General features: G+C 45.5%; 20 protein-coding genes and 1 pseudogene. 20 read left to right on the top strand and 1 reads right to left on the bottom strand.

Going from position 1 to position 25,064, the window contains the following annotated elements; all coding sequences use genetic code 11:
• A pseudogene (locus tag ACTNCK_RS05750) lies at positions 1-237 on the top strand (hypothetical protein); the annotation flags it as partial.
• 329 nt (positions 238-566) lie between these two features.
• Positions 567-1,709: a Fic family protein gene (locus ACTNCK_RS05745; RefSeq protein WP_441081557.1), complete on the top strand. Its 1,143-nt coding sequence runs from the start codon at positions 567-569 to the stop codon at positions 1,707-1,709.
• A 146-nt stretch (positions 1,710-1,855) separates the two neighbouring features.
• On the opposite strand, the gene ACTNCK_RS05740 is transcribed toward ACTNCK_RS05745, so the two are convergent.
• On the bottom strand, positions 1,856-2,032 hold the full coding sequence (locus ACTNCK_RS05740; RefSeq protein WP_441081556.1) for a transposase: 177 nt from the start codon (positions 2,030-2,032) through the stop codon (positions 1,856-1,858).
• 257 nt (positions 2,033-2,289) lie between these two features.
• On the opposite strand from ACTNCK_RS05740, the gene ACTNCK_RS05735 reads away from it, so the two are divergent.
• From ACTNCK_RS05735 to ACTNCK_RS05650, 18 genes are all read left to right on the top strand, one after another.
• The gene (locus ACTNCK_RS05735; RefSeq protein ID WP_441081555.1) at positions 2,290-3,786 is read left to right on the top strand and encodes an AMP-binding protein; all 1,497 of its coding nucleotides are present in this window, start codon (positions 2,290-2,292) and stop codon (positions 3,784-3,786) included.
• Positions 3,787-3,793: 7 nt separating this feature from the next.
• Positions 3,794-3,919 carry a hypothetical protein gene (locus ACTNCK_RS05730; protein ID WP_441081554.1) on the top strand — a complete coding sequence of 42 codons (126 nt, stop codon included), beginning with the start codon at positions 3,794-3,796 and terminating at the stop codon, positions 3,917-3,919.
• A 7-nt stretch (positions 3,920-3,926) separates the two neighbouring features.
• Positions 3,927-5,129: an alanine racemase gene (locus ACTNCK_RS05725; protein ID WP_441081553.1), complete on the top strand. Its 1,203-nt coding sequence runs from the start codon at positions 3,927-3,929 to the stop codon at positions 5,127-5,129.
• 20 nt (positions 5,130-5,149) lie between these two features.
• Positions 5,150-5,389: an acyl carrier protein gene (locus ACTNCK_RS05720; protein ID WP_441081552.1), complete on the top strand. Its 240-nt coding sequence runs from the start codon at positions 5,150-5,152 to the stop codon at positions 5,387-5,389.
• A gap of 1 nt (position 5,390) precedes the next feature.
• The gene (locus tag ACTNCK_RS05715) at positions 5,391-6,905 is read left to right on the top strand and encodes an MBOAT family O-acyltransferase (RefSeq protein ID WP_441081551.1); all 1,515 of its coding nucleotides are present in this window, start codon (positions 5,391-5,393) and stop codon (positions 6,903-6,905) included.
• 14 nt (positions 6,906-6,919) lie between these two features.
• Positions 6,920-7,921: an SGNH/GDSL hydrolase family protein gene (locus ACTNCK_RS05710; protein WP_441081548.1), complete on the top strand. Its 1,002-nt coding sequence runs from the start codon at positions 6,920-6,922 to the stop codon at positions 7,919-7,921.
• Positions 7,921-8,646, top strand: coding sequence for a response regulator transcription factor (locus ACTNCK_RS05705; RefSeq protein WP_441081546.1), 726 nt, complete (start codon positions 7,921-7,923; stop codon positions 8,644-8,646). Before ACTNCK_RS05710 ends, ACTNCK_RS05705 begins: the two co-directional genes overlap by 1 nt.
• Positions 8,636-10,231, top strand: a complete 1,596-nt coding sequence (locus tag ACTNCK_RS05700; protein WP_441081545.1) for an ATP-binding protein — start codon at positions 8,636-8,638, stop codon at positions 10,229-10,231. The genes ACTNCK_RS05705 and ACTNCK_RS05700 overlap by 11 nt, the downstream gene beginning before the upstream one ends.
• Before the next feature lie 91 nt (positions 10,232-10,322).
• Entirely contained in the window at positions 10,323-11,126 is an 804-nt protein-coding gene (locus tag ACTNCK_RS05695; protein WP_441081543.1) for a transporter substrate-binding domain-containing protein, read from the top strand.
• A gap of 164 nt (positions 11,127-11,290) precedes the next feature.
• On the top strand, positions 11,291-12,937 hold the full coding sequence (locus ACTNCK_RS05690; RefSeq protein ID WP_441081542.1) for a GGDEF domain-containing protein: 1,647 nt from the start codon (positions 11,291-11,293) through the stop codon (positions 12,935-12,937).
• Positions 12,934-14,631: a GGDEF domain-containing protein gene (locus tag ACTNCK_RS05685; protein WP_441081541.1), complete on the top strand. Its 1,698-nt coding sequence runs from the start codon at positions 12,934-12,936 to the stop codon at positions 14,629-14,631. Before ACTNCK_RS05690 ends, ACTNCK_RS05685 begins: the two co-directional genes overlap by 4 nt.
• A gap of 22 nt (positions 14,632-14,653) precedes the next feature.
• Positions 14,654-16,105 carry a 4Fe-4S dicluster domain-containing protein gene (locus ACTNCK_RS05680; protein WP_441081540.1) on the top strand — a complete coding sequence of 484 codons (1,452 nt, stop codon included), beginning with the start codon at positions 14,654-14,656 and terminating at the stop codon, positions 16,103-16,105.
• Positions 16,102-17,625 carry an ASKHA domain-containing protein gene (locus tag ACTNCK_RS05675; RefSeq protein ID WP_441081539.1) on the top strand — a complete coding sequence of 508 codons (1,524 nt, stop codon included), beginning with the start codon at positions 16,102-16,104 and terminating at the stop codon, positions 17,623-17,625. Before ACTNCK_RS05680 ends, ACTNCK_RS05675 begins: the two co-directional genes overlap by 4 nt.
• 75 nt (positions 17,626-17,700) lie before the next feature.
• Positions 17,701-18,990 carry an aminotransferase gene (locus tag ACTNCK_RS05670; protein WP_441081538.1) on the top strand — a complete coding sequence of 430 codons (1,290 nt, stop codon included), beginning with the start codon at positions 17,701-17,703 and terminating at the stop codon, positions 18,988-18,990.
• 25 nt (positions 18,991-19,015) lie between these two features.
• The gene (locus ACTNCK_RS05665; RefSeq protein ID WP_441081537.1) at positions 19,016-19,384 is read left to right on the top strand and encodes a response regulator; all 369 of its coding nucleotides are present in this window, start codon (positions 19,016-19,018) and stop codon (positions 19,382-19,384) included.
• 2 nt (positions 19,385-19,386) lie between these two features.
• Positions 19,387-22,134, top strand: coding sequence for a response regulator (locus ACTNCK_RS05660; RefSeq protein ID WP_441081536.1), 2,748 nt, complete (start codon positions 19,387-19,389; stop codon positions 22,132-22,134).
• Positions 22,131-23,510, top strand: coding sequence for a response regulator (locus ACTNCK_RS05655; protein WP_441081535.1), 1,380 nt, complete (start codon positions 22,131-22,133; stop codon positions 23,508-23,510). The genes ACTNCK_RS05660 and ACTNCK_RS05655 overlap by 4 nt, the downstream gene beginning before the upstream one ends.
• On the top strand, positions 23,507-25,057 hold the full coding sequence (locus ACTNCK_RS05650) for a sensor histidine kinase (protein WP_441081533.1): 1,551 nt from the start codon (positions 23,507-23,509) through the stop codon (positions 25,055-25,057). Before ACTNCK_RS05655 ends, ACTNCK_RS05650 begins: the two co-directional genes overlap by 4 nt.
• Positions 25,058-25,064 lie beyond the last annotated feature (7 nt).

The following is a 25,064-nucleotide window of genomic DNA, read 5'->3' as shown; positions in this document are numbered from 1 at the left end:
ACCTTTGTTTCTTTGATATATCTGTCCTATATCAAGGACCGGATGCAGAAAAACGAACTTTTTTCAAAGTACACCCTCCAGGGACTCCTGGATGAACTGGATGTTATCGAAAGCTTCACTGAGCCAGGGAAAACACCAATTCAGGGCGAAGTCCTGAAAAAGCAGGTGGATCTGTATACAGCGATGGATGTTACACCGTTATACGCAAAGCCTAGTGTGGAGACACCGGGAATTTAGGTTGAAAGACGTTACAAAGCTTGTATCTGAAGACGTCCATGACAGAAATGCCTTTCTCTTTATGGACATTGCACTTGCCAAGCAGCTTACCTACCCCCCAAAAAAAATCATGAAAAAATGAAGAAATTGCATTATAGAGGTTTTGTCCGTCCTGTTCCTGTGGTATAATAGAGTTCGGCATAGAAAATCCTTTCTTTGGTAGTTTGATGTACTAATCTTATTCCATAAAAAGGCTTCTATGCCTTATTTTGATCCGTTTTTTATTGAGTTTTCAAGGTTCAACGCACCTTTTGGGTGTGGGAAGTTTTAGATATTAAATGGTAAACACTATGGAAAAAGATCCATTCGAGGAATATCTGAGGAGTAAGGAACCGAACAAGAGACAGCGTGGATACGCATGGCAGACTGCTATCGGACTGCAGAAGGTTGACGGTCTTGAGACATCAGATTATCTGAAAGAAACTGCATATAGGAATATAGAAGGCGAGATCACTATTGATGAAGCGAAAAGCCTGATCGAGTGTTATTATGAGCAGCCACGGAAGCAACATTCTCAGGAGCACCGGACAGAGGAGGCCGACAAGGTGGCTTCGCGTATAGCGGATATTCTCTCAGGGACTGGTTTTTCGTTCAGCGAGCCTGAATATCTTTCTATCCACAGAAAGCTTTTTCTGGGGATTTTTCCTCATGCCGGAAAGATCAGGGATTATAATCTGACAAAGAAGGAATGGATTCTCGATGAGGATACAGTGATCTATGGTGAAGCAACAGAGTTGAAGGCGACACTCGAATATGATCTGCAGCAGGAAAGAGATTTCAGCTATAACGGTATGTCTATGTCTGATATCATAGCTCATCTTGCCAGGTTCGTCTCAAGACTCTGGCAGATCCATGTATTTGCAGAGGGAAACACACGGACGACAGCGGTGTTTTTTATCAAATATCTGCGGACACTTGGGTTTGATGTGACAAACGACGTATTTGCCGAGAATGCCTGGTATTTCCGCAATGCAATGGTGCGGGCAAATTACAACAACTTGGAAAAAGGAGTCCATGAAACAACGGAATATCTGGAGCTTTTTCTCAGGAATCTTCTTCTCGGAGAGCATAATGTCCTGAAAAGCAGGTACACTCACATCAGATGGAGTGATGAAATACAGGGTCTTGTTGAGAAAAAACAGGACATTAACAATGAAAAACAGGACATTGGAAACAAAAAACAGGACATTCAGGATAAATTTCCGTATTATAAAGAGCTTGCAGATCATAGCATAAAAGGGAAAACGCTTTCTAATATCAAGACGCTCTATTGGAATTTTGGGTTAGAAAAAATATTTGGACGTACTGAGGTTATGGAGGCTTTGGGGATAACAGCATCCCCCTCCTCCGAACTGATTAGTCGTATGAAAAATAGTGGAATCATTGAGCCAGTGAAGGGTATGGGCAAAGGAAAGTACCGGTTCAGACCATAATATGGTACGATAATGATGCAAAGTGAGATGGACAGGGAGATTAAAGTGGTTCAATCACAGATTCTATGTGATTTCTGATTCCTGACATAATCATTTCTGCTCATGTCTATAATCTTCAAGAAAAAATATTCATCGTAAGGATATCCCTACCCCTGTCTTCTGAGTGTCTTTATTTTCTGATCGATTCCCTCAATCTTTCCTGTTGATATTTGATATCGTGCATGTGCAATGATCCCGGAGAAGTGCATATCGAGCAGATTTGGAAAACACTTGAAATGCTCATTACCTGTTGCATCGCACATATCCATGATTGTTTCAGCCATCTCATCTTAGTCCTTTAAGCTGTATGCAAAAGCGAGTTTCTCCTTTACAAGGTCAAGTGATTTTCGGAGCTATCAAAATGTATTGTGAATAATTCAGGTAGATGTATCGGATAGAAAACCGGCATCCCGATTACGGGGTGCCGGTTTTTTTATGCCCTTATGCTGATCTCTATCTAAAGATTTCTTTAGAAAAAGTAAAGGCTGATTTTAGATTGGCGGTTTACTATAGTAGAGGAGTTGAAAGGGAGAAGGGCGATATGCGTACTATTTTAGAGGAATTTGAGAAAACTGTAGAGAGGTTTCCGGGAAGGACAGCGGTAGCTGATCAGGAGAGCTCATACAGCTGGAAGGAGCTTAGGGATTTGGCCGAAAGAGCCGGAAGCGCGCTGGCTAAGGCAGGATGCCTGAGGAAGCCGGTTGTGATCCTGCTCGAGAAGTCGGCCAAGGCTTTGGCCGTCCTGTACGGAGTCCTTTATGGCGGAGGCTTCTATGTATTTATAGACAAGGCCCAGCCGGATCAGAGGCTTTGTAAGATCATGAGGAGACTGTCGGCAGACCTGGTCGTTTGCGACAGGGAGCAGAAGGAAAGACTTGCTGCTATAGGCTTTAAGGGCACGGTGCTTGATATAGGCACGATCTTTGATACAGAGACAGATGGTAAGGCACTTGCAGGGATAAGGGAGCAGGCAGAGGAGGAGGATCCTTTGTATGCGATCTTTACATCAGGCTCGACGGGAGAGCCAAAGGGCATCCTGGTAAGCCATAGGGCGGTGCATGACTTTATAGGTCACTTCACAGAGGAGCTTGGCATTGAAAGTGATCAGGTAATAGGAAACCAGGCCCCGTTTGACTTTGATGTGTCAGTCAAGGATATATTTTCATCCTGTATGACAGGAGCAAAGCTGGTGCTGATACCAAGGACATATTTTGCCATGCCAAAGCTTCTTATTGATTATCTGTGCGAGAAGAGGATCACAACGCTGATCTGGGCGGTTTCGGCCCTCTGTATGATCTCCCAGCTCGGAGGCTTTGATTACAGGGTGCCTGATAGGCTTGAGAAGGTTATGTTTTCAGGTGAGGTTATGCCGATAAAGCAGCTTAGGATATGGCAGCAGGCTCTGCCTGGCACAGAGTTCATAAATCTCTACGGGCCGTCTGAGATCACCTGCAACTGCACCTATTACAGGCTGCCACAGGGACTGGCAGAAGGAGAGCTTCCTATAGGAAAGCCCTTTGGAGGCCGCAGGGTCTTCCTTGTCGATGAGAATGGAAAGCAGATAAGGAATAAGGATCAGAGGGGAGAGATCTGTGTAAGCGGCGAGTCTCTGGCCAAAGGGTATTATAACGATCCGGAGAGGACAGCCCAGTCCTTTGTCACTATTGACGGCAGCAGGGCATATAAGACAGGCGATATGGGATATTTCGGCACAGATGGTCTCCTTTACTTTACAGGCAGACGGGACTTCCAGATCAAGCATATGGGACACAGGATAGAGCTTGGAGAGCTTGAGGGTGCAATCGAGGATATGGAGGGAGTCAAAAGAGCCTGCTGCATCTTTGACAAGGACAAGAGCCTGATCTACGGCTTCTATCAGGGAAGCCCGGCTGAAGCGGATGTTAGAAGAGAGATGAAAAAGGAGCTGCCATCATATATGGTGCCGAACAGACTAAGGCGGGTAAGCGGCTTTAAGCTGACAGCCCATGGCAAGATAGACCGCAATGCCCTTTTTTGGACAGTGAGAGGAAAGGATTAAAGGAAAGATGAAAAAGGAGCTGCCATCATATATGGTGCCGAACAGACTAAGGCAGGTAAGCGGCTTTAAGCTGACAGCCCATGGCAAGATAGACCGCAATGCCCTTTTTTGGACAGTGAGAGGAAAGGATTAAAGGAAAGATGAACGAAGCATTAAGAGAAAAGGCACTAAGCTCTACCGGACCTTTTTATTTCTTTGATCTGGATGTATTTCGGGATAATATCAGAAGGATAAGAGAGATGACAGACGTGGCGGGGCTTTGCTTTGCAATGAAATGTAATCCCTTCCTGGTAAAGGAGGCCTCTGCTCTGGTGGATCGGATAGAGGTCTGCTCATACGGAGAATACTGTATATGCAGACAGGCAGGAGTCGATCCAGGAAAGCTTCTGATATCAGGAGTGCTTAAAAAGCCATTAGAGCTTGGCAGGATAGTAGAGGAATGTGGAGCAAAGGCCAGATATACCGTAGAATCGACAGATCAGCTAAAGCTTCTTATAGACCTGGCAGAAAGGGAAAAGGAGAGACTTTGTATCTATATCAGGCTTTCAAGTGGAAACCAGTTCGGACTCGATCAGGACGGAGTAAGACAGGCACTAAGGATAGCCGCAGGATCTCAGTCCATAGAGCTTGTTGGGATCCATTATTATTCAGGCTCCCAGAAGAGGAAGCCAGAAAAGCCAGTAAGGGAGATAGAAAAGCTTGATAAGTTTATCAGAGAACTTGAGCAGGAGGCAGGCATAAGGATAGGTGAGATAGAGTACGGCCCTGGAATACCTGCGAGATACTTTATGGATCAGAAGGAGGATCTCTCAGATCGATTCTTTACAGAGATAAGAGAAGCAATCTCCCGGATGGAATGGAAGGGACATATTACTCTTGAGATGGGAAGGATCTTTGCGGCATCCTGCGGATCCTATGTGATAAGGGTTTTAGATACCAAGCGAAGCGGCGGTATCAATTATGCTATTACCGATGGAGGTATGCATCAGCTGAATTACGATGGCCAGCTGCGAGGCATGTACCATCCTTTTATAGAGGTCATAAGAAAGGATGATAGTGCATCTGTCCCGGAGGGAGAGGAGACTAAGAGGTGGACGATCTGCGGCTGCCTTTGCACTGTTAATGATGTGATAAGCGGAGAGGCAGCTACAGGTCCTCTGTCAGTGGGAGATCTGCTGGTGTTTGGAAATGCCGGAGCATATTCATGCGTAGAGGGCATGGCACTCTTTCTTAGTCATGAGCTTCCTGAGATCATAAGCTACAGCAGGGATCAGGGCATCAGGGTATTGAGAAAGTCAAAGGAATGCTACTGCTTCAATACAGCTTCACAGGAGATGTTTTAAGGAAATCATGGAGGAAACAGATGGATACAATAGAAAAAAGAATAGAAGAGATACTTATGGACGAGGATGACAGTATAGATTATAAGAATGAAAAGCATCTGATTGATGACAGGCTCCTGGATTCATTCGGGATCATTTCCCTGGTCTCTGATCTGGAGGAGGAGTTCGATGTAAAGATAAATGCAGTTGATATGGTGCCTGAGAACTTCAATTCTATCGAGGGAATGGCCTCGATGATAAAGAAGCTTCAGGATAATTGATATGGGATACAATACTCTGCCCTACCTCTTTATATTTCTTCCTCTTTCCCTGATCGTATATCAGCTAAGTCCCAGGAGATACAGGAGGTATGTCCTTCTTGCTTTTTCACTGACTTACTTCTTTCTGTGGAGCAGACAGCTTATCATTTACCTGCTTCTTACAGCAGCAGGAGTCTGGGGAATCGGCCTTCTTATAGAAAAGGCAGGAGATAGGAAGGGATTGAGAAGACTTCTGGCTACGACAGGGATCGGAGGACTTTTTGCGATCCTTCTTTATCTGAAATATACTAATTTCTTTATCAGGATAATAGATCAGGCCAGCGGGGCCTCCTTACCGGAAGTAAGGATCTTAGCACCTATAGGTGTATCATTCTATACGCTTGAGGCAGTCGGATATCTTCTGGAGGTTTACTGGGGAAGGATAAATGCCGACAGAAGCCTTGGTAGCGTGACTCTTTTCCTTAGCTTTTTCCCGCAGACCATGGAGGGACCTATAGCAAGATATCAGGATACTGCCAGTCAGCTTAATGCAGGAAACCCTGTTAGCGAGCAACAGATATTTGACGGGCTGTGCCGGATCATCTGGGGTATGATAAAGAAGCTTGTAATAGCCGACAGGCTTTCTATCGTAGTAAATGAGCTCTATCACAACCATGCTGCCTATGACGGTATAATGATCCCTATTGCGGCTGTTTCCTATGCCGTGCAGCTTTATATGGAGTTCTCCGGAGTGATGGATATAGTCATAGGATCAGCCGGTATGTTCGGGATCAGGCTTCCTGAAAACTTCAGGCAGCCATTCTTCTCACAGAGCGCCTCGGAGTTCTGGAGGAGATGGCATATCACACTTGGAGTCTGGCTTAAGACCTATGTATTCTATCCGGTCACTACCTCTGAGATGACTATGAGGTGGAACCGTTTTGCCAGAAAGAAATTCGGCAGATATATTACTAAGATAGGCACATCCTTCCTGGCGCTTACTCCGGTATGGCTCTTTAACGGACTCTGGCACGGAGGAGCCTTCAACTATATCTTTTACGGGCTTTACTATCTGGCTCTTCTGATGCTGGAGGTGATCCTTGAGCCTGTAAAGAAGGCCTTTTATAAAAAGACCGGATTCGATAAGAATGGCAGGGCCTTTACACTTATAAGGATACTCCGCACCTGGCTTATCATATTTACCGGAGAGCTTTTCTTTCGTGCAGAGGGATTCATGGCAGGGCTTTCTATGTTTATAAGCGGCTTTACCAATATAGGCATAAGCCGGCTTTTTGATGGAAGTCTTCTTGGTCTGGGACTTGACAAGGCCGACTGGTTTGCAGTAATTGCAGGGACGATCGTAGTATTTATAGCAGATATATTAAAGGAAAAGCAGATAGATCTTAAGGCTTATCTTGCTAAAAGGAATGTAGTGATCCGTTTTGGCGCCTATTATGCGCTTATCTTCGGACTTATCATATTCGGAGCCTATGGAGCTGGTTATCGTCCGGTGGATCTTATCTATGCAGGATTTTAGGAAAGGCTGTTACAATGGATATAAAACAGATATCAGCAAGGGAAAAAGCTCTGTTCGCAGCGGGGCTTGCCATCCTCCTGCTACTTGTTTCCATACCATTTAATATATATCAGAAAAAGCAGATAGGCACCAATCCTCTTGATATCCGTCTGGTGGAGGAGAGGGTAGAAAGGGAGAGGGACGATTCTATAGATGTTCTTGTCATAGGAGACAGCGAAAGCTATACATCCGTTTCTCCTATGCAGATATGGCGGGAGAGGGGCTACTCTGTCTATATGTGCGGACAGCCGGGTCAGACCACAGCCGGTATGCTTGAGGTTCTTTCTGCTTCTTTGTCTACGCAGAAGCCCAAGGTGGTCATTATGGAGACTAATGCACTTTTTCGGACTAAGCATGATCTGGATCAGCTTCAGGATATGATGGCGGAAAGAGTGGCCTCTGTCATCCCGGTATTTCAGTATCATAATCTCTGGAAGCATCTGATAAACGGCTCTGGAAATGTGAATATAAAGAAGAACTACAAGGGGTTCGTGATAAGGACGGACATAAAACCCTATGAGGGCGATGGTTCTTATATGAAGCTCTCCAGAAAGGAAAAGAAGATTTCCCGTGCCAATAAGGATGCATTCTATAAGATGCTTGAGCTCTGCAAAAAGCATGGGGCAAAGCTTGTGCTTTACAGTGCTCCTTCCCCCAGGAATTACAATATGGAAAAGCACAACAGGCTGAAAAGACTTGCATCTGAAAATCATCTGCACTATATTGATATGAACATGAAGGAACTGGGTATAGACTGGAGAAGGGATACAGCTGACGGAGGCGACCATCTGAACATATCAGGAGCAGAAAAGACCACTGCATATATTGAGAGGATTCTTGACAGGGAGGGACTTGTTGATCACAGGCCGGACGGAGCCTATGCTGGCTGGGATAAGCTTTCAGACAGATACTATCACTATGCTGCTAAAGAAATAAAAAGGATCCGCAATAAGACTTTTGGGAGACAGACAGGATAATGGATGAGGATAAGAGACAGCAGAGCATCCTTATTGCAGAGGATGATACGGACATAACACAGGTCCTTAAGCTTTATCTGGAAAACCAGGGATACAGGGTGCTTACCGCTGGAAACGGTGAGCAAGCCTGCAGGGTTTTTGAAAAGGAAAAGATCGATCTGGGTATCTTTGATATAATGATGCCTGTGATGAACGGCTATGAGCTGATCAGATGGGCCAGACAGAGATATAACCTTCCTATAATAGTACTCTCGGCAAAAAAGGAGGACAGTGACAAGATACTTGGACTTGATCTGGGAGCTGATGATTATATAGTAAAGCCCTTTAACCCGCTTGAGGTCGTGGCCAGAGTCAAGGCTTCCCTAAGGCGCTTTTATGATCTGAACAGCGGAAATAAGGAGATAGAAGAGCAGGATCTGATAAGCTACAGAGGACTAGAGCTAAACAGGCAGACCATGCAGCTTTTTAAGAACGGACAGGAGATAAGGGTTACGCCTACTGAAATAAAGATCCTTATGCTTCTTATGAAAAATCCAGGACGGGTTTATACCAAGGTGCAGATCTACGAGTATCTGCGCGGAGAATACTTTGAGAATGACGAGAATACTATAATGGTCCATATCTCGAATCTGAGGGACAAGATAGAGGATGATCCTAAGGATCCTGAATACATCATTACAGTAAGAGGACTCGGATATAAGCTTGGAGCAGTCGATGGTAAATAAGCTCAGAAGACTTAAGGCAAAAGGGAACAGCAGCATATATTCGATAATACTTCATTACTCCATAGTACTGGTAATAGCGGTGCTGATACTTGCTGTAGTGCTTGCTGTCTGTACCTTTTTTTTGATGCCGGAGAAGGTTGAGCCGGCCGGTATCAGACGGCTTATCAGACAGGTAAACAATGTTTCAGGTGATGATTATTCCTCGATAAATACGGGGAGGTCGCTCGGAAAGGACGGATACTTCGAGATAACTGACAGCAGGGCCAGAGTCATATACACGAGTGATTCTGACAGGAAGAATACCTACAATAAGGATATCCTGCAGTATCTGCCTATGGCTGATGCCAATGTGGTCTATGACATGATCCGTCTTGAACAGAAGGAAAACGACGGCTTCCTTCTGGTGAGACATAATAATGATGAGGTCACAGGAATAGCTGTAGTAAATGGCAAGGGCCGGATACTCTTCAGCAATATGAAACTGAAGAACAGCAGCATTTCATCTGAGACCATGAACTATCTCTTCTATCAGGTGGACAGCAGCAACCTCTTCATACAGAAATATGAGTTCACGAATTCCGCTGGCAGTAAAAGATTCCTGCTGATCCACAGTAATTCCTATGAGAATGGCTTCATCAGGACTCAGAGGATCATTGTGATGTCGGCTGTCATTCTTTATATAATACTTATGGCACTTATTATAATGCTGTCTGGCAGGAAGCTTTCATCAAGGGTTGTTTCACCTATAAAGAAGCTTTCAAGGGCAATAGAGGGGACATCCAGGGGAAGCTGGATTCAGATATCCGAGGGAGAGGAGCCTAAGGAGATGATCGAGGTGATCCGGTCCTTCAATGAAATGGAGGATGCCCTGAGAAAGGGTCATGAGGAGGAGACAAGGCTTGTGGATCAGAGAAGAAAGATAGTCGCCGATATTTCCCATGACTTAAAGACCCCTGTAACCGTGATCTCCGGATATATAAATGCCATGAATGACGGTCTGATCCCGGAGGAGGAGAGGCCTAAGTATATGGAGATCATAAGGGAAAAGGCAGAGCTTATTACTGAGCTTGTAAACAGCATAAGCGATTTCTCAAGGCTTGATCATCCTGAGTTCGAGCTTGACAAAAGGCGGGGAGATCTCTGCGAATTCATCAGGGAAAATGTCGCGGCAAGATACAGTGAGCTTGAGATAGCCGGCTTTAAGCTGGATGCAGATCTGCCGGATAAGAAGGTCATGGCTGTATTTGACCGGATGCAGCTTAAGAGGGTCTTTGAAAACATTCTGGGCAACTCCCTGAAGTACGCAGCAGCCCCTGACACTATCTTTATCCATGCGTCTGTAGTTACTAAAAAGCAAGACAGATATATGGAGATAAGGATTGGTGATAATGGTCCGGGAATACCTGAGGAATACAGGGATAGTGTCTTCGAGCCCTTTGTAGTAGGAGATGAATCGAGAACCAGCGGAAGGGGAACAGGGCTTGGCCTCTCAATCGCAAAGCAGGTGGTTGAGCTGCATGGCGGAAGCATATGCCTGCTTGATGAGCCGGGTACAGTCTTTCGGATCCTTCTGCCGGTGATTTAAGGCAGGAAATGGCATTTTAGTAAAGTTTTAGTTTACATTGCACACAATCTATTATATAATTCCTTCTGTAGAATAATGACAGGAGGTATTTATGAAGAAAAGGATAATCGCTGCTCTTATAACTGTATCAGCTCTTGCGCTGGCTGCCTGCAGTTCTAAGGGGAAAACAGCTGATCAGAAGTCAGATCATCTGAAGAGGATACAGGATGCCGGGAAGATAACCATAGGTCTCGAAGGAGACTGGCAGCCGTTTTCGTTTCATAATGAAAAGGACGAGCTGGTCGGCTATGACGTCGAGGTATCAAGGAATATAGCAAAGAGACTGGGGGTAAAGGCTGACATAGTCGAGGGCCCCTGGGACGGACTTTTCGCCGGCATGGATTCAGGCAGATATGATATAGTGGTAAACGGAGTCGATGTGACCCCTGAGAGACAGAAGAAGTATGATTTTTCTGATCCATACTGCTATGACCATACAGTTCTTATAGTAAAGAAGGGGAGTAGCGATGTGAAGACCTTTGATGACCTGAGAGGGAAGACGACGGCAAATTCTATCGGCTCGACATATCAGGAGATCGGAGAGAAGCACGGAGCTAGTGTAAAGGGTGTCGATACTCTTGTCGAGACTCTGCAGATGGTAAAGAACGGTCAGGTCGACGCGACTATAAACGCTTCCACCTCATTCGGAGACTATATGCAGCAGAATCCGTCGGATCCTCTGGTCGTGGCTGATACAGACAAGGAGGCCACAGAGTATGCTATCCCTATGGAAAAGGGGAAGGATAACGCCTCACTTAAAAAAGCGATAAACAAGGCTCTTTCGGATATGCGTTCAGACGGAACCCTGAAGAAACTTTCGGTGAAGTATTTCGGAGATGATCTGACAAATAAGTGATATTTGTCAATAACCCTTTGTAAAAAGCCCGCTGGTATGGTAGAATACATTTGCTACCATTACAGTGGGCTTTTTTGACTAAAGAAATGATAGAGAGCAGACGAATCTTTAATAATATAATAAAGGTATGCCTATTTTCGGCGGCAGTTTTTTGCATCATATGGATGCTTATATATCTTGTGGTCGATCAGAGCGGCAGCAAGGTGTTTGATACTGACAATGGATGGGACATAGATTTTTCCGGCAGGCAATATAGGAATGCTTCGATAAAGGACAGGAAATTCAGACATCTTGATCTGAAGAGGAATGAGACCATTGTGATGAAGAGGAAGATAGACATGGAGTATACCGGCCGGCTTACGGTCATGGTCTACAGTCGTCTGTCATCGGTAAGGGTCAGCCTGATAGATAGCAGAGGCCATGAGAAGCAGGTATATTATTATGGATATAATAACTATACAGGACTCAATCCGGGAGCATTCTTAGGCAGCGGTTACAACTTTGTCGAGCTTCCTCAGGGAAGTACGGGAAAGATCCTTAAGATAATGGAGATGAGCTCACAGAACGGTGCAATCGTAGAAGTGCCGGAGGTCATTATCACTCCCTTTAATGATGCGCTGGCTGTATTTGTAAAAGGAAAAGCCGTTGTGGCATTTGTCTCATTCTACATATTTATAGCGGGAGCGCTGGTCATATTCCTGTCACTTTTTGCGACGGTGTTTGATCCGGGATTCTTCAGGATGATCTTTCTTGGATTCTTTTCCATATGTTCATCGCTATGGTGCATGTGCTCCTCGAAGATGGTCCAGATTTTCTCGAGGAATCTGCGTACCAACAGTATGATAGAGTATATGTCGATATACCTGCTCTTTATACCTCTTTTGATCCTGGTGCTGACCTGCTTTTATAATCTGGCGACCTGGCAGAAGCTTGTCATGACAGGATCGGCCTGTGCTTATACAGGTCTTAGTGCAGCTGCTATTGTCCTTCAGAAGCTAAGGCTTGTAAATGTCGATTATCTGCTTCCGGTATTTCACGCTTTAATGGCCTTTGATGTTGTCTTCCTGGTCGTTCTGTCACTCTATCACTGGAAGAGGTCGAGGGTGTCTGAGAAGTATCTTGAGTCCGGTATCTTTGTCGCGGCAATAGCAGCAGGTATCTATACGCCGGTATACTGTGTGGATCCAATGACTCATGTCTATTATAACTTTTTAGACATGTTCTTTATACCATTATCACTGCTTCTGATGACGACCTTGATATTCATAGGATATGTGAAAGGCGTTCTGGAGCAGATGGCTGAAAAGGCCCAGAGACAAAGGCTTTTAGAGAATTCGGGAACAGATACACTTACAGGACTCAAGGATAATATAATAGGTGAGTCTGTTCTGAGAAGGATATCAGCAGATAAGAGTGACTATGTATTCATAATCTATGATCTGAATGGACTTAGGGTTATAAACCGGGAAAGGGGAAGCCACATTGGAGATCTGGTGATAAAGGGATTTGCTGATGGCTTAAGGAAGGTCTTTTATGATGCTGACCTGATCTCAAGGACAGGAGGAGACGAGTTTTTTATTGTTTTCGAAAAAAATATGATCTCTGTTTATGAGATTGAGAAAAGGGCAAAGCAGCTTGAAAAGGAGCTTGAAGGGGTATCCGTGCGGGCAGGAGTTGAGCTGGATGCCGCATACGGATATGCTCTTTCGAGTGAGATAAGGGATAAGGATACCGAACGGGCTATTCAGGTCTTAAAGCAGAGATTGTACATGATGAAAACGGATATGAATAACCAAAGGAGCGGCCAATGATCAGGAAAAGGACAAGGGCCGGACTCGTAGTCAGGTATATAACAGCCACAGCAGTTGCACTTATTGCCATGACGGTTTTTATACTGTTCATTGACAGTATACTAGATTCGAATGTCAGGGATTATTCTAAAGGATGGCAGGTAAGCTTTTCTGGAAAAACGGTTAAAAATGCTGATCTGTATACATACAGATTTGACAGAGCCATAAAAAAGGGTGATATGATAATCCTTAATAAGCGACTTCCCAGGACTCTGGGTGAGGATGTCATACTTTCCTTTGACGGGGAGCTTTCAGCCGTTACGGTGAATATAGACGGGATAACGACATACAGCTACGGATATGATCTGTTAAGAAAAAAGCAGACACCGGGTAACGGACTGCATATGGTCCTGCTTCCTACCAATGCAGCTGGAAGGGAATGCTGTATAACGATCACTCCCGGCATAGATAATGCGTTCAGGGTACTTTCTCCGGTAAGGCTGGTTCCGGCAAAGAACAAAGTCGGCTGCTATTCGTACATGCATGTGGAGACTTATACTGTAGCCTTTCTTCTGTTCACACTCGGAGCAGTGCTTATGCTTTTATCAATAGCCGTTGGCATAAGGGGAAGAAACTACGGGCTTACTTTTTCTATAGGAGCACTTGCTTTTATATCAGCTGTCTGGACTATGTGCTTTACGCATATGGTAGAGATTTTCTCGGCCGACTTTTATGTGAATACCCTTCTGAGGTATCTGTCAGCCTATACCCTTGTGCTGCCATTTATGTCGATACTTTATCTGATAAGGAAGCCGGGTAAGAGGAGATATCAGAGGATATGCGGCAGGATCGCCGGAATCATAAGCGTCGTATTTGTGGCATCATCATGGATATTTACCCTTACCGGGCTTGTCCATCCGGCGGATCTGATGATCCTGTCAGAGCTAATGATTCTTGCCGTGATCATTCTGATGATTCTGGCCTCTGATAGAACAGCAGCGAAACGTAGCTCTCCTGTGCTGATAGATGATCTGGCTATCCTCGTGCTTTCGGCCGGATATTTAGCGGATATGCTAAGGAAGTATCTTGCCGTATATATCAGGATAAGAAGCAGGGCCCTTTTCTATTCATTCCTGCCTCAGATCATTCTGAGCTTTATCATTCTTATTGGAGCTGCCTATCTTATCAGGCTAAAAAACCAGGCCATGAGTAAGGCGACACGGGAGATAGGAGAGGAGATAGCCTTCCGTGATGCTGTTACAGGACTTTATAACAGGACCTACTGCAACGACCTGTTTGAGAGGCTAACAGGAGAAGAGGCCCCGCTTTCATATCAGATCGTCTGCTTCAATATCAACGGTGTCTCAAAGACAAATGACACCTTTGGCAGAGAGGCCGGAGATATGCTTATAATGGATGCGGCCGAGATAATAAGGGACTCATTCTCCTGGTGCGGAACGGTAATAAGGATGGGAGGAGATGAGTTTATAGTCCTTATAGAGAATGGCAGCTACAGGGATGTGAAGACCTCTCTTTCAAGGATGAAGCGACTCGAGGCCCGCTATGAATTCAGGAGGAAATATGATATCAGGATAAGCTATGGAGCAGCCTCATCAGATGAGAAAGCGGCCCGCTCACCGGAGGATGTCTATAACAGGGCAGAGGCGAGATTGTATGCTATGAAAAAAGAAACAAGCTATGGAAAGTATTTATAAATAAATCTAGAAGGAGATAACTATGTACGCTGACGAAGGTGTGATAAAGATTAAGCATGATGTTCTTGGAGCAGTAGCTAAGCTTGCTTTCGAGGGAAATCTCGAGGCCGAGAAGGAATTCCTTCCGGAAAAGCTTATCCCTGGCCCTCAGGCAAAGTTCCGCTGCTGTATCTATAAGGAGAGGGAGATCATAAGAGAAAGAGTCCGTCTGGCATGCGGCGAGTCTGTTGACGCGGAGGATAACGGTAATATTATTCAGGTGCTGCATGCGGCCTGTGAGGACTGCCCTATCTCCTCATATGTAGTGACTGATAACTGTCAGAATTGTCTTGGCAAGGCCTGTGTATCTGCCTGCAAGTTCGGTGCCTGCCAGCCGGGAGAGACCAGAAGCCATATAGATCCGCAGAAGTGCAAGGAGTGCGGAAAATGTGCCCAGGCCTGCCCTTATCATGCGATAGCTGCTCTTAAGCGTCCATGTAAGTTCGCATGCCCTGTAAATGCGATAGAGTATGATGAGTACGGTATCTGCCGTATCAATGACGAGAAGTGCATACGCTGCGGTCAGTGTATCCACAGATGTCCTTTCGGAGCCATTGCCTCTAAGTCATTTATAGTTCCTGTGATAAATGCGATCAGATCCGGAAGACCGGTCTATGCGATGGCTGCGCCTGCTACAGAGGGTCAGTTCGGTCCGAAGATCACCATGAATTCATGGAAAAAGGCCATGAAGAAGCTTGGCTTCAAGGATTTCATCGAGGTCGGCTTAGGCGGAGATCTGACTGCAAAGGCAGAGGCGGCTGAGTGGTATGAGGCACACGAGAAGGGCGAGAGGAAGTCTACAAGCTGCTGCCCGGCCTTTGTAAATATGATAAGAAAGCACTATCCTGAGCTTGCCGACGAGCTGATATCCACATCTGTTTCTCCGATGTGTGCTGTATCAAGGCTTGTAAAGGCAAAGGATCCTGAGGCTGTATGCGTATTCATTGGACCTTGCATAGCAAAGAAGAGTGAGGCCATGGAGATGGACATAGAGGGAAATGCAGACTATGCACTGACTTTCTCAGAGGTAAGAGCCATGATGAGAGCCAGGGATGTGGTTCTCGAGGAGGACGAGGGATACGAGTATCAGGAGAGCTCGATCTTTGGAAAGAGATTCTCACAGACAGGTGGAGTTGCTAATGCCGTCCTTGAGGTATTAAAGGAGGAAGGCAAGGATTTCGACGCCAAGGTATGTGTAGCTAACGGAGCTAATGAATGCAAGAAGCAGCTTCTCCTTCTCAAGGTCGGAAGGGCAGACTTCGACTTTATCGAAGGAATGGCCTGCCCTGGAGGCTGTGTAGGAGGCCCATCAGCATACAGAGAGGCTCCTCTTTTCGCCAAGGACAGGGAAACCCTGTTTGCTGAGGCTGATGACAGAGGAGTAGTTGATAATCTCGCCAACTACGATCTGAGCAAGGTCGATCTCTACAGATGAAGATAGAACTGATAAATGACGGATCAGCTGATAATGAAATGACACTGGCGGATTTCCTGCGAAAGCAGGGGATCCGTCTTGTTCTGCCCTGCGGAGGTATGGGCAGCTGCGGAGGCTGTCATATAAATGTAAGGGATGGTTCCGGAAGCAGACAGGTCCTCGCCTGCCAGACCAGGATAGGGGATCTGACCGGAGATAAGGCAGAGATAGATGTGGAGCCGGATCAGATCGCAGATATACCTGAAGTCTCTTCTGAGGGTCAGGGTAAAAGACAGTGGTATGCTGCGACCGATCTGGGCTCTACTACTATAGAGACGGCGGCAGTAAGTCCTTGCGGCAGTATAATAGGGTCTGTAAGGCTTGAAAATCCTCAGAGGACATACGGGGCAGATGTGCTTTCAAGGATAAAGGCAGCATCAGCAGGAAGTATTGCCGGCTCTGATATGCAGCGCCTGGCTGAGAGCACCATACAAGGTGAGCTTTCCATGCTTGCAGGACGCTATGGCCTGATTGGAATCCCAAAGGCTCTTGCTGTGGCAGCGAATACGACTATGGGTCATCTGCTTGCCGGAGATGACGTCTCTCCACTCGGGCATGCTCCATTTGATCCGGGTGACATAGGTCTTAGGGATCTGACCGACCTCTTTTTTTTGGATAATGGAAGGGCCTATCTGCTTCCTGGAATAAGTGCCTTTGTAGGAGGAGATATAGTATCCGGTATCTACTCCCTTGATATGGACAGGGATGACTCATGTACGCTTCTTCTAGATCTGGGGACAAATGGTGAGATGGCCGTTGGAAACAGGGATGGATTTGTCGTGGCATCTACTGCAGCCGGTCCTGCCTTCGAGGCGGCAAATATAAGCTGTGGCTGCGCCGGTATAGCCGGGGCCATAAGGGAAGTTTCATTTGTGAATGGAAGAGTAAGGCTATCCCTCATCCCCTGGGAGGAGGAGACCGCCGGACTTTCACCTGGTGAGCTGATGCAAAGGAAAGCCAGGCTTTCCCTGAAGCGTCCTGCCGGCCTTTGCGGAAGCGGTCTTATAAGTGCAGTGGCTTCTATGAAAAGAGAGGGCATAATAGACCAGAACGGGACCTATGTGAGGGATGAATGGATCAAAAGGGGATATCCTCTCTGGAGAGGAAGAGGAGGGGATGATATAAGGCTCCTTCAGGATGATATAAGGGAGCTTCTGATGGCAAAGGCAGCCATATCGGCAGGTCTTACCGTACTGCTTCATAGTCTTCACATGCATCCTGTCAGAGTATATCTTGCAGGTGGATTCGGAGAAGGACTGTCTGTTCCTGATGCGATCGATATAGGGCTTTTTCCTGAGGAACTAAATGATACGGATATAATCCCGTGCGGAAATACCTCCCTTAAGGGGGCAGTGAGCTTTCTATCAGAAAGAGAGGATGCAGGAGAGAGGATGAAAAGGATATGCAGTATCAGCCGGGAGGTAAGGCTTGGAGATTCAGCAGAGTTTGCGGAGCTTTATATCAGAAAAATGAAAATATAGTCTCCCTGTATTGCGAATTGGGATATTAAGTGATAGACTAAATAAGAAATGTTAAGCTTTAGCTGGAGGAAAAAGATGACTTATCAGGAAATGACAAAAGAAGAGCTTCTCGAGGAGAGACAGGCGCTTGTAAAGGAATATGACGCCTGGAAGAAAAAGGATCTTTCCCTTAATATGGCCAGAGGAAAGCCGTCGACAGAGCAGCTTGACCTGTCTAATGAGCTGATGGACGTATTAAGCTCAAAGAGCTATTTCAACGATCAGACAGGAACCGACTGCAGGAACTACGGAGTCGGAGAGGGAATCCCGGAGGCTAAGGCCCTGATGGGAGAGATGAGCGAGGTAAGTCCTGATGATATGATCATCTTTGGTAATTCCTCTCTTAATATCATGTTCGATCAGGTGGCAAGGAGCTATGCCAAGGGAGTCTGCGGAAGCACTCCGTGGTGCAAGCTTGACAAGTGGAAGTTTCTCTGCCCTGTACCTGGCTATGACAGGCATTTCAGGGTCACGGAGTTTTTCGGCGCCGAGATGATAAATATACCTATGACTCCGGACGGCCCGGATATGGATATGGTAGAGGACCTTGTAAATAACGATCCGGCCGTAAAGGGAATCTGGTGCGTGCCAAAGTACTCAAACCCTCAGGGCTACAGCTATTCTGACGAGACAGTAAGGCGATTCGCTGCCCTTACCCCTGCAGCCGAGGATTTCAGGATCTACTGGGACAATGCCTATTCCATTCATCATCTCTATGATGTTCCGGAGAAGCAGGATGTGATCCTTGAGATCCTTGATGAGTGCCGTAAGGCAGGACATCCGGATATGGTCTATAAGTTCATATCCACATCCAAGGTGACCTTCCCTGGATCAGGACTTGCTGCTCTTGCTGCCTCAAAGAAGAATCTCGATGATATCAGGAAATATATGTCAGCCCAGACCATAGGCCATGACAAGCTAAATCAGCTCCGCCATGTCCGCTTCTTCGGAAATATGGCCAATATGAAGCAGCATATGAGAAAGCATGCGGCTATCCTCCGCCCTAAGTTCGAGGCTGTATGGGATATTTTCGGGAAGAATCTTGGAGACTTAGGCGTTGGTGAGTGGACAAAGCCAAACGGAGGATACTTCATTTCCTTTGATTCACTTCCAGGATGTGCGAAGAAGATAGTAGCCATGTGTAAGGACTGCGGAGTTACTCTTACACCGGCAGGGGCTACATATCCATATGGAAAGGATCCTGATGACAGGAATATCAGGATAGCTCCTTCCTATCCGCCGCTTGAAGAATTGAAGCAGGCTGCTGAGATATTTACCATATGTGTAAGGATCGCAAGCATAGACAAGCTGACCGGCGAGGAATGATTATAGAAACGGAGGCTTTTCACAGATGAAACGAGTACTTATAGTTGATGATGATCTTATCACCAGAAAGACTGCCAGCTATATCCTGACAAAGGAGGGATATTTTGTTGAGGCTGTAGAGTCCGGAAACCGGGCTTTACAGAAGCTTTCTGATGAGTATTATGATCTGATCCTTCTGGATATAGAAATGCCTGTAATGAATGGCTTTGAGACCCTTCGCTATATCAGGAACAATCCTGCTACAAAGGACGTCAGGGTAGCCTTTCTCACAGGTGATTCGACACAGGAATCTGTGATTCAGGCTGCCAACCTGAATGCTTCCGGATACATAGTAAAGCCATTTATTCCAGAAAATCTGATAGCGAGAGTTCAGGAGATCCTCGCTGGTGCTTGATCATGAAACTTCTTTATAATATCGATTTTTCAATAGCTGCGGCTGTTTTTCTTAGTATTTTCCTTCTCTACATAGTTTTCTCCTATGACCTGAAGGTAAGGAAGAACCGCGGCTTTTTGCAGCTTATAGTATTTGTGCTTGTCGCAGACATTTTTGACATTATTACAGCCTTTACTATAAGCAATGCCAATAGAGTTCCGGTATTTCTGAATATGGCTATTAATGAGCTCTATTATTTTGTCCTGGCTTTCTTAGGTATACTCTTTCTTCAGTATGCAGAGGAGGTTTCAGAAAATAGTGATCCTGATGATAATAGACGCAGTCTTCTGTCTCTACACAGGATAGACTATATTCTTATATTCGCATATGTTATTCTTCTGCTGATAAATTTTCCTACCGGAATCCTTATGTCTTTTCAAAATGGGGTCTATATACATGGACCTCTGTATTTTGTCCTCTTTTTTTTCCCGTATGTAGAGGTCGGCTTTGCCTTTGCGAGAGTTGTCATGACTACAGAGGAGTTTCGGACCAATAACAGGCGTATCCTTGTATGGATATATTTTTCCTTCTGTATGTCTGTTGCGGCCCTGCAGCTTTTTGTTTTCACAAAGGTTCTCCTATCTATCTTTGCGGTTGCAATCGGGCTTACCTTCCTTATGATCCTTATGGAGACACCTGACTATCAGGGCATGCTTCTTGTGATGGATAAGCTTCGCGATACGCAGAGCCAGATGAGGCAGCAGGCTATGCTTGAAAATAGAAGAAGCCGTTCAAAAACAGATTTCCTTCTCCATCTATCCCATGAGCTTAGAACCCCGCTCAATGCAATAATAGGGTATTCTGAGCTTATACTTTCGGACAGAAAAAAACAGGCTGCAGCTTCCGATGTGAAAAATATCCGCCAGGCCAGCCGTGATCTTCTCTCGATAGCTGACAACATAAAGAACTTCATTGAGATAGAGGACGAGGATGTCTCTATAGAAAATGATGATTATGAGACTTGCGTGCTTGTCGAGGATATGAAGAGGAGGACGGCCTTCCTTAATGCCGATAAGGGGCTGAAGCTTCATCTGGTAATAGATCCGGCACTTCCGACAAGGCTCTATGGAGACCGGATCAGGATTGGCCAGCTTATGGATACCCTTATCTCCAATGCGATAAAGTATACGGATCAGGGGGAGGTGGATATCTCACTTGAGTGGAAGGACAGCATAAGTGCTATCGGCTTTACTGTAGAGGACTCTGGAAAGGGCATCAAGCCTGCCGAGATGAAGAGGATATCTGAGAGCTTTTTCAGGGGAGACAGGGAGGGAACAGTATCAGGCCTTGGCTTAGGTCTTGCCTTTGCCTCAAAGCTTCTCTATCTTATGGGGTCAAAGCTTGAATATGAGAGTGCCTACAATATTGGATCCAGGTTTTACTTTACTCTTCGTCAGGGTGATGTGTCAGATGACCATATAGGAGAAGAAAAGGCTCTTGCCCTGGCTTCATTTGAGAAGAAGACAAGAGAGGTGGCAAAGAAGCTCGATGTCCTTGTCGTCGATGATAACCAGATCAATATCGATATCACGGCCCGTATCCTTACATCAGGAGGATGTCATGTAGAGACGGCCATGAACGGGGAGGAGGCAATTTCGCGTATCAGGGAAAGGAATACTGCCTATGATATCATCTTCATGGATCATCTGATGCCTGTCATGGATGGCATTGAGGCCATGGATACGATAAGGACTGAAAACCTCTGCCCTGATACTCCTGTCGTTGCCCTTACAGCAAATGCTGTAACTGACGTAGAGAGAGAATACAGATCACATGGCTTTGCTGCTTATATGCTAAAGCCTGTGACCCAAGACGGCCTGTTTGATACTATAGACAGACTCTGCGGTGAAGGCTCTGTAATAAGAACAGGCACAGATCATGAGCTTACAGCAAAAAATGATGTGCCTGACCAGGAGAGCATCGAAAAAACTGTCAGGGGAACTGATACATCGTCTGATCCTATGAAGTCTCTTTCTGATATAGTAGATACAAAGGCAGGACTTGCCTATTGCGGAGGAGCAGAAGATTTCTATCTTGATATAATAAACGATTACATCAAGGGAGATACAAGGGAGAAGCTATCAAAAGAGCTTTCTGACGGAGATCTGGAAAATTACCGTATAGGTGTCCATTCACTGAAGAGCTCGAGCCGGACCATAGGAGCGGGAGAGCTTTCCGACCAGGCGAAGAGGCTTGAGGACGCCTGCAAGGCATCTGATACAGACTATATAAGGGCGCATCATGAAGAGGTAATGGAGCTTTATGGAAAGCTTTTAAGCGATCTGGATTCTGCTATCCATCCGGCAAGTGAGGGGAAGCAGGAGAAGAAAGAGGCGCCTGCTCCTAAACATAAGGAAAGGACAAGGATCCTTCTTGCGACCTCATATGATCTGGAGAGAAATATACTTTCATATATTCTGGGAAAGGATTATGAGGTGACCGAGGCATCTGATATAGTAAAGGGATTTAATTTATTAAGGAATGACAAGCCTGATCTCGCCCTCATTGATTCAGCAATGATATTCGGAAATGAAGAGAGGTTTATGGAGCTTAACGTTCCTGTGATATTCATCACAGATGAAAGAGACCGTTCATCAAAGGTCAGGAGTATTTCCTGCGGTGGAAACGATATAATCGAGCGGCCGGTTGACGAGATCATTCTCAAGCGTCGTATCAGAGGAGTGCTGGCACTGAAGGGAAGTGTATTATGAGAAAAGAGGATGTATTTGCAGAGGTCACCAGCAGGGTCAATATGAATATAGAGGGTGTGGCTGCCATATTCGGGATAATACTGCTTGTATTTATCATGATAGACAGGAAGCATAACCTACAATCCTTTCGTGTACTTGCGGTTACGGCTGTAGCAAGTGATATATTTGATCTTGTTACGACCTATGTTACCTTTTCGGTAGACAGCGAGCTTTTTTACTCGAAATTCATAGTTGTATTATTAAATACATTGAACTATTTTGGGTTCGGACTGCTTTCCTATGTGCTTTTCCGTTATCTGAAAAGCTATTTCAAGCCAAACAAGCTTATCCATACGATGACCAATGTAGCGGACTTTATCTTTTCAGTCTATATGGTCTTTCTTATAATAAGCATATTCTGGCCGGGTCACTTTATCATAGACTATGATTTCAGCACAGAGAGGTTTGTAAGGACACCTTTCTCATATATCATAGGCTATGGTATTCCACTTTTTATAGTGACAAGCTCAATATTTATGATGGTCGTGTTTAATAAGGATTTTTCAAGCAAACAGAAGAAAACTATTTTTGCAGGATATATGGTCGTTGTGATCGGATGTCTGATACAGGCTTGTATAAATGCCAGAGTTTTGTTAGCTCATGCAACAGGGATCCTGTCATTTGTGATCCTTTATTTCTCACTGGAATCACCCGACTACAAGAGGATGTCAGCCCTGCTAGGTGAGAGCAGGAAGGCTCAGGAGAGGATAAAGGAGGCACAGAAGGCCAGAGAGGATCTCTTTGCCGGTATGACTCATGAGATAAGGACACCGCTTAATGCTGTCCTTGGGATAAACCAGCTTATAGCTGAGGAGGATAAGGACCCTGTAGTGGGGGTGCTTACCGGCAAGATAAAGAGGGAGGGCGAATCTGTGCTAAAGGTCGTAAACCGGATCTTAAATCAGGCAAAGACAGAGGATCAGGTCTTTCATCAGAAGACAGGTATGCCGGATCTTAGCGGGAAGCATATCTTAAGCATTGACGACACTCCTATCAATCTAAGAATTATCGAGGGACTTCTAAACCATACCGGAGCAAGTGTTACTTCTGTCTCAGGGGGACGTGAGGGACTTGACCTTATGACGAGGGAGCATTTCGATCTGGTGCTTATAGATCATCAGATGCCCGTCATGGATGGGATGGCCACTATGAGAAGGATGACTGAGTCAGGACTTGCAGAACATACTCCGGTTATAATGGTCACAGGTAACGATGGCGAGGAGTACGCCAGGATGTACGAGAAGGCCGGATTCAGCGGATATGTGAGAAAGCCGGTAAAGCAGGATGAGCTGTTTTCGGTAATAAGTCAAGCGATAGGAGGTAAGGAAGTTCTATGAGGATTTTTAGATTGCCACCTGATCCCTATCTTAATCTTGCAGTCGGGGTATTTGACCTGGTGCTTCTTATCTTCCTTGATCTCCAGTACGGGAGGACGACAAGTCACAGCAAGGCATTTCGTATCTGGCTTTTTATTACTACAGTTGCAGCATTTGCTGATGCGGGCCTGGCTGTCCTGTCAGGAGGTCTCCTTTTTTTACCATACATCAACAGCCTGATATTCTGGGGATCCTTTGCTCTGGTAGAGCTTTCGGTAGCTGCTATGGTAGTATATCTCTATACATACAGGAAATCAGCAGAAGGTATAAGAGCAAATATTATCCTCTCCCTTGGCTGCATTGTCGCAGTGATAATCACATTTGACATGCTGTATGGAAAGGGACAGTTCGTGACCGCATTCTGTTCCTTCTATATCTATTTCTGCTTCCTGGCAGTTGAGTCAAGGGACTACAGGCAGATAAGCATCCTGAAGGAGAGGGTGGACAAGGAAAATAAGGAGGCATCCTATGAGATCAGTGAGAAGGAAAGGATTTTTTCAGATGTCTCCGATAAGATATCAGTTCCGCTTCATCTGATCCGGGTAGATGCAACCCATATGGAGCAGGTTTCCAAGAGATCACAGACAAAGGAATATGCCAGGCAGATACTTGCTTCTGAGGAGATGCTGTCATTTCTTATCAGGGATATCTTCGATATGGTAAGCCTGAACGGGCAGAGCCTTAAGCTGAATAACCGCCGTTTCCATCTTTCGGGGCTGTTAAATGAAATCAGGAACATGATGGGCACAATGGCAGAGGAAAGCGGTCTCATGTTTGAGACCACAGTGTCACAGGGGACACCTGATGTATGGATAGGTGATGACGACAGAATAAAGCAGATCGTGATCAATCTGGCAGCCAATGCGATAAAGTATACAAGTGAGGGCGCAGTAAAAATCTATGCTTCTGTTGACGATAATATGAATCTGGTCATAGATGTATCCGATACAGGAATAGGTATAAAGGAGGAGGATATACCGTATCTTTTCGAAAGATACCACCGCTTCGATTCTGATGTGACAAAGCATATCCAGGGTACAGGACTTGGACTTTCCATAGTTTCCTCCCTGGTGGAGAGGATGAGGGGGACTATAGATGTAAAAAGCGTCTATGGAAAGGGGAGCAGCTTCATAGTAAAGCTTCCTCTCAAGATAGGTGGAAGGATCACACTGAGAAGGGGCTCCATACTTGATACAAAGGCAGGACTGTCCTATTTCGCCGATGATCTGGGAGACTACAGGACAGCACTTGAGATCTGTCTCGATTATGCTTCTCATATAGAGGATGAGCTGAGGGATCTTGACAGGAAGACGGCCTCTGAGGTTTATGAGGTTTGTCATCCTCTTGCCTATCTGGCCCTCAATATAGGAGCTATGGAGCTTGCTGACAGGGCCTTCAAGACTCAGAGAGAAGTCACAAGGAAGTCGGGCATAGAAGAGATAGTTCCGGTTTTTGACGAAACTGTGTATACTATAAGAGAGTATATAGAAAGCATAAGATATGTATGAGGTGAAC

It is taken from the genome of Candidatus Weimeria sp. HCP3S3_B5 (assembly GCF_052064335.1).
Classification (GTDB): Bacteria; Bacillota; Clostridia; order Lachnospirales; family Lachnospiraceae; genus Weimeria.
The sequence above is the reverse complement of the archived record's forward strand: the minus strand, read 5'-3'. Positions and strand labels throughout refer to the sequence as shown.

Excerpts from the sequence above, each read along its gene's own strand:
- ACTNCK_RS05700 (WP_441081545.1), top strand. The coding sequence starts at position 8,636 with ATGGTAAATAAGCTCAGAAGACTTAAGGCAAAAGGGAACAGCAGCATA.
- ACTNCK_RS05725 (WP_441081553.1), top strand. The coding sequence starts at position 3,927 with ATGAACGAAGCATTAAGAGAAAAGGCACTAAGCTCTACCGGACCTTTT.
- ACTNCK_RS05650 (WP_441081533.1), top strand. The coding sequence starts at position 23,507 with ATGAGGATTTTTAGATTGCCACCTGATCCCTATCTTAATCTTGCAGTC.
- ACTNCK_RS05695 (WP_441081543.1), top strand. The coding sequence starts at position 10,323 with ATGAAGAAAAGGATAATCGCTGCTCTTATAACTGTATCAGCTCTTGCG.
- ACTNCK_RS05705 (WP_441081546.1), top strand. The coding sequence starts at position 7,921 with ATGGATGAGGATAAGAGACAGCAGAGCATCCTTATTGCAGAGGATGAT.
- ACTNCK_RS05715 (WP_441081551.1), top strand. The coding sequence starts at position 5,391 with ATGGGATACAATACTCTGCCCTACCTCTTTATATTTCTTCCTCTTTCC.
- ACTNCK_RS05680 (WP_441081540.1), top strand. The coding sequence starts at position 14,654 with ATGTACGCTGACGAAGGTGTGATAAAGATTAAGCATGATGTTCTTGGA.
- ACTNCK_RS05740 (WP_441081556.1), bottom strand. The coding sequence starts at position 2,032 with ATGGCTGAAACAATCATGGATATGTGCGATGCAACAGGTAATGAGCAT.
- ACTNCK_RS05670 (WP_441081538.1), top strand. The coding sequence starts at position 17,701 with ATGACTTATCAGGAAATGACAAAAGAAGAGCTTCTCGAGGAGAGACAG.
- ACTNCK_RS05665 (WP_441081537.1), top strand. The coding sequence starts at position 19,016 with ATGAAACGAGTACTTATAGTTGATGATGATCTTATCACCAGAAAGACT.
- ACTNCK_RS05730 (WP_441081554.1), top strand. The coding sequence starts at position 3,794 with ATGAAAAAGGAGCTGCCATCATATATGGTGCCGAACAGACTAAGGCAG.
- ACTNCK_RS05660 (WP_441081536.1), top strand. The coding sequence starts at position 19,387 with ATGAAACTTCTTTATAATATCGATTTTTCAATAGCTGCGGCTGTTTTT.
- ACTNCK_RS05720 (WP_441081552.1), top strand. The coding sequence starts at position 5,150 with ATGGATACAATAGAAAAAAGAATAGAAGAGATACTTATGGACGAGGAT.
- ACTNCK_RS05675 (WP_441081539.1), top strand. The coding sequence starts at position 16,102 with ATGAAGATAGAACTGATAAATGACGGATCAGCTGATAATGAAATGACA.
- ACTNCK_RS05710 (WP_441081548.1), top strand. The coding sequence starts at position 6,920 with ATGGATATAAAACAGATATCAGCAAGGGAAAAAGCTCTGTTCGCAGCG.
- ACTNCK_RS05745 (WP_441081557.1), top strand. The coding sequence starts at position 567 with ATGGAAAAAGATCCATTCGAGGAATATCTGAGGAGTAAGGAACCGAAC.
- ACTNCK_RS05655 (WP_441081535.1), top strand. The coding sequence starts at position 22,131 with ATGAGAAAAGAGGATGTATTTGCAGAGGTCACCAGCAGGGTCAATATG.
- ACTNCK_RS05690 (WP_441081542.1), top strand. The coding sequence starts at position 11,291 with ATGCTTATATATCTTGTGGTCGATCAGAGCGGCAGCAAGGTGTTTGAT.
- ACTNCK_RS05735 (WP_441081555.1), top strand. The coding sequence starts at position 2,290 with ATGCGTACTATTTTAGAGGAATTTGAGAAAACTGTAGAGAGGTTTCCG.
- ACTNCK_RS05685 (WP_441081541.1), top strand. The coding sequence starts at position 12,934 with ATGATCAGGAAAAGGACAAGGGCCGGACTCGTAGTCAGGTATATAACA.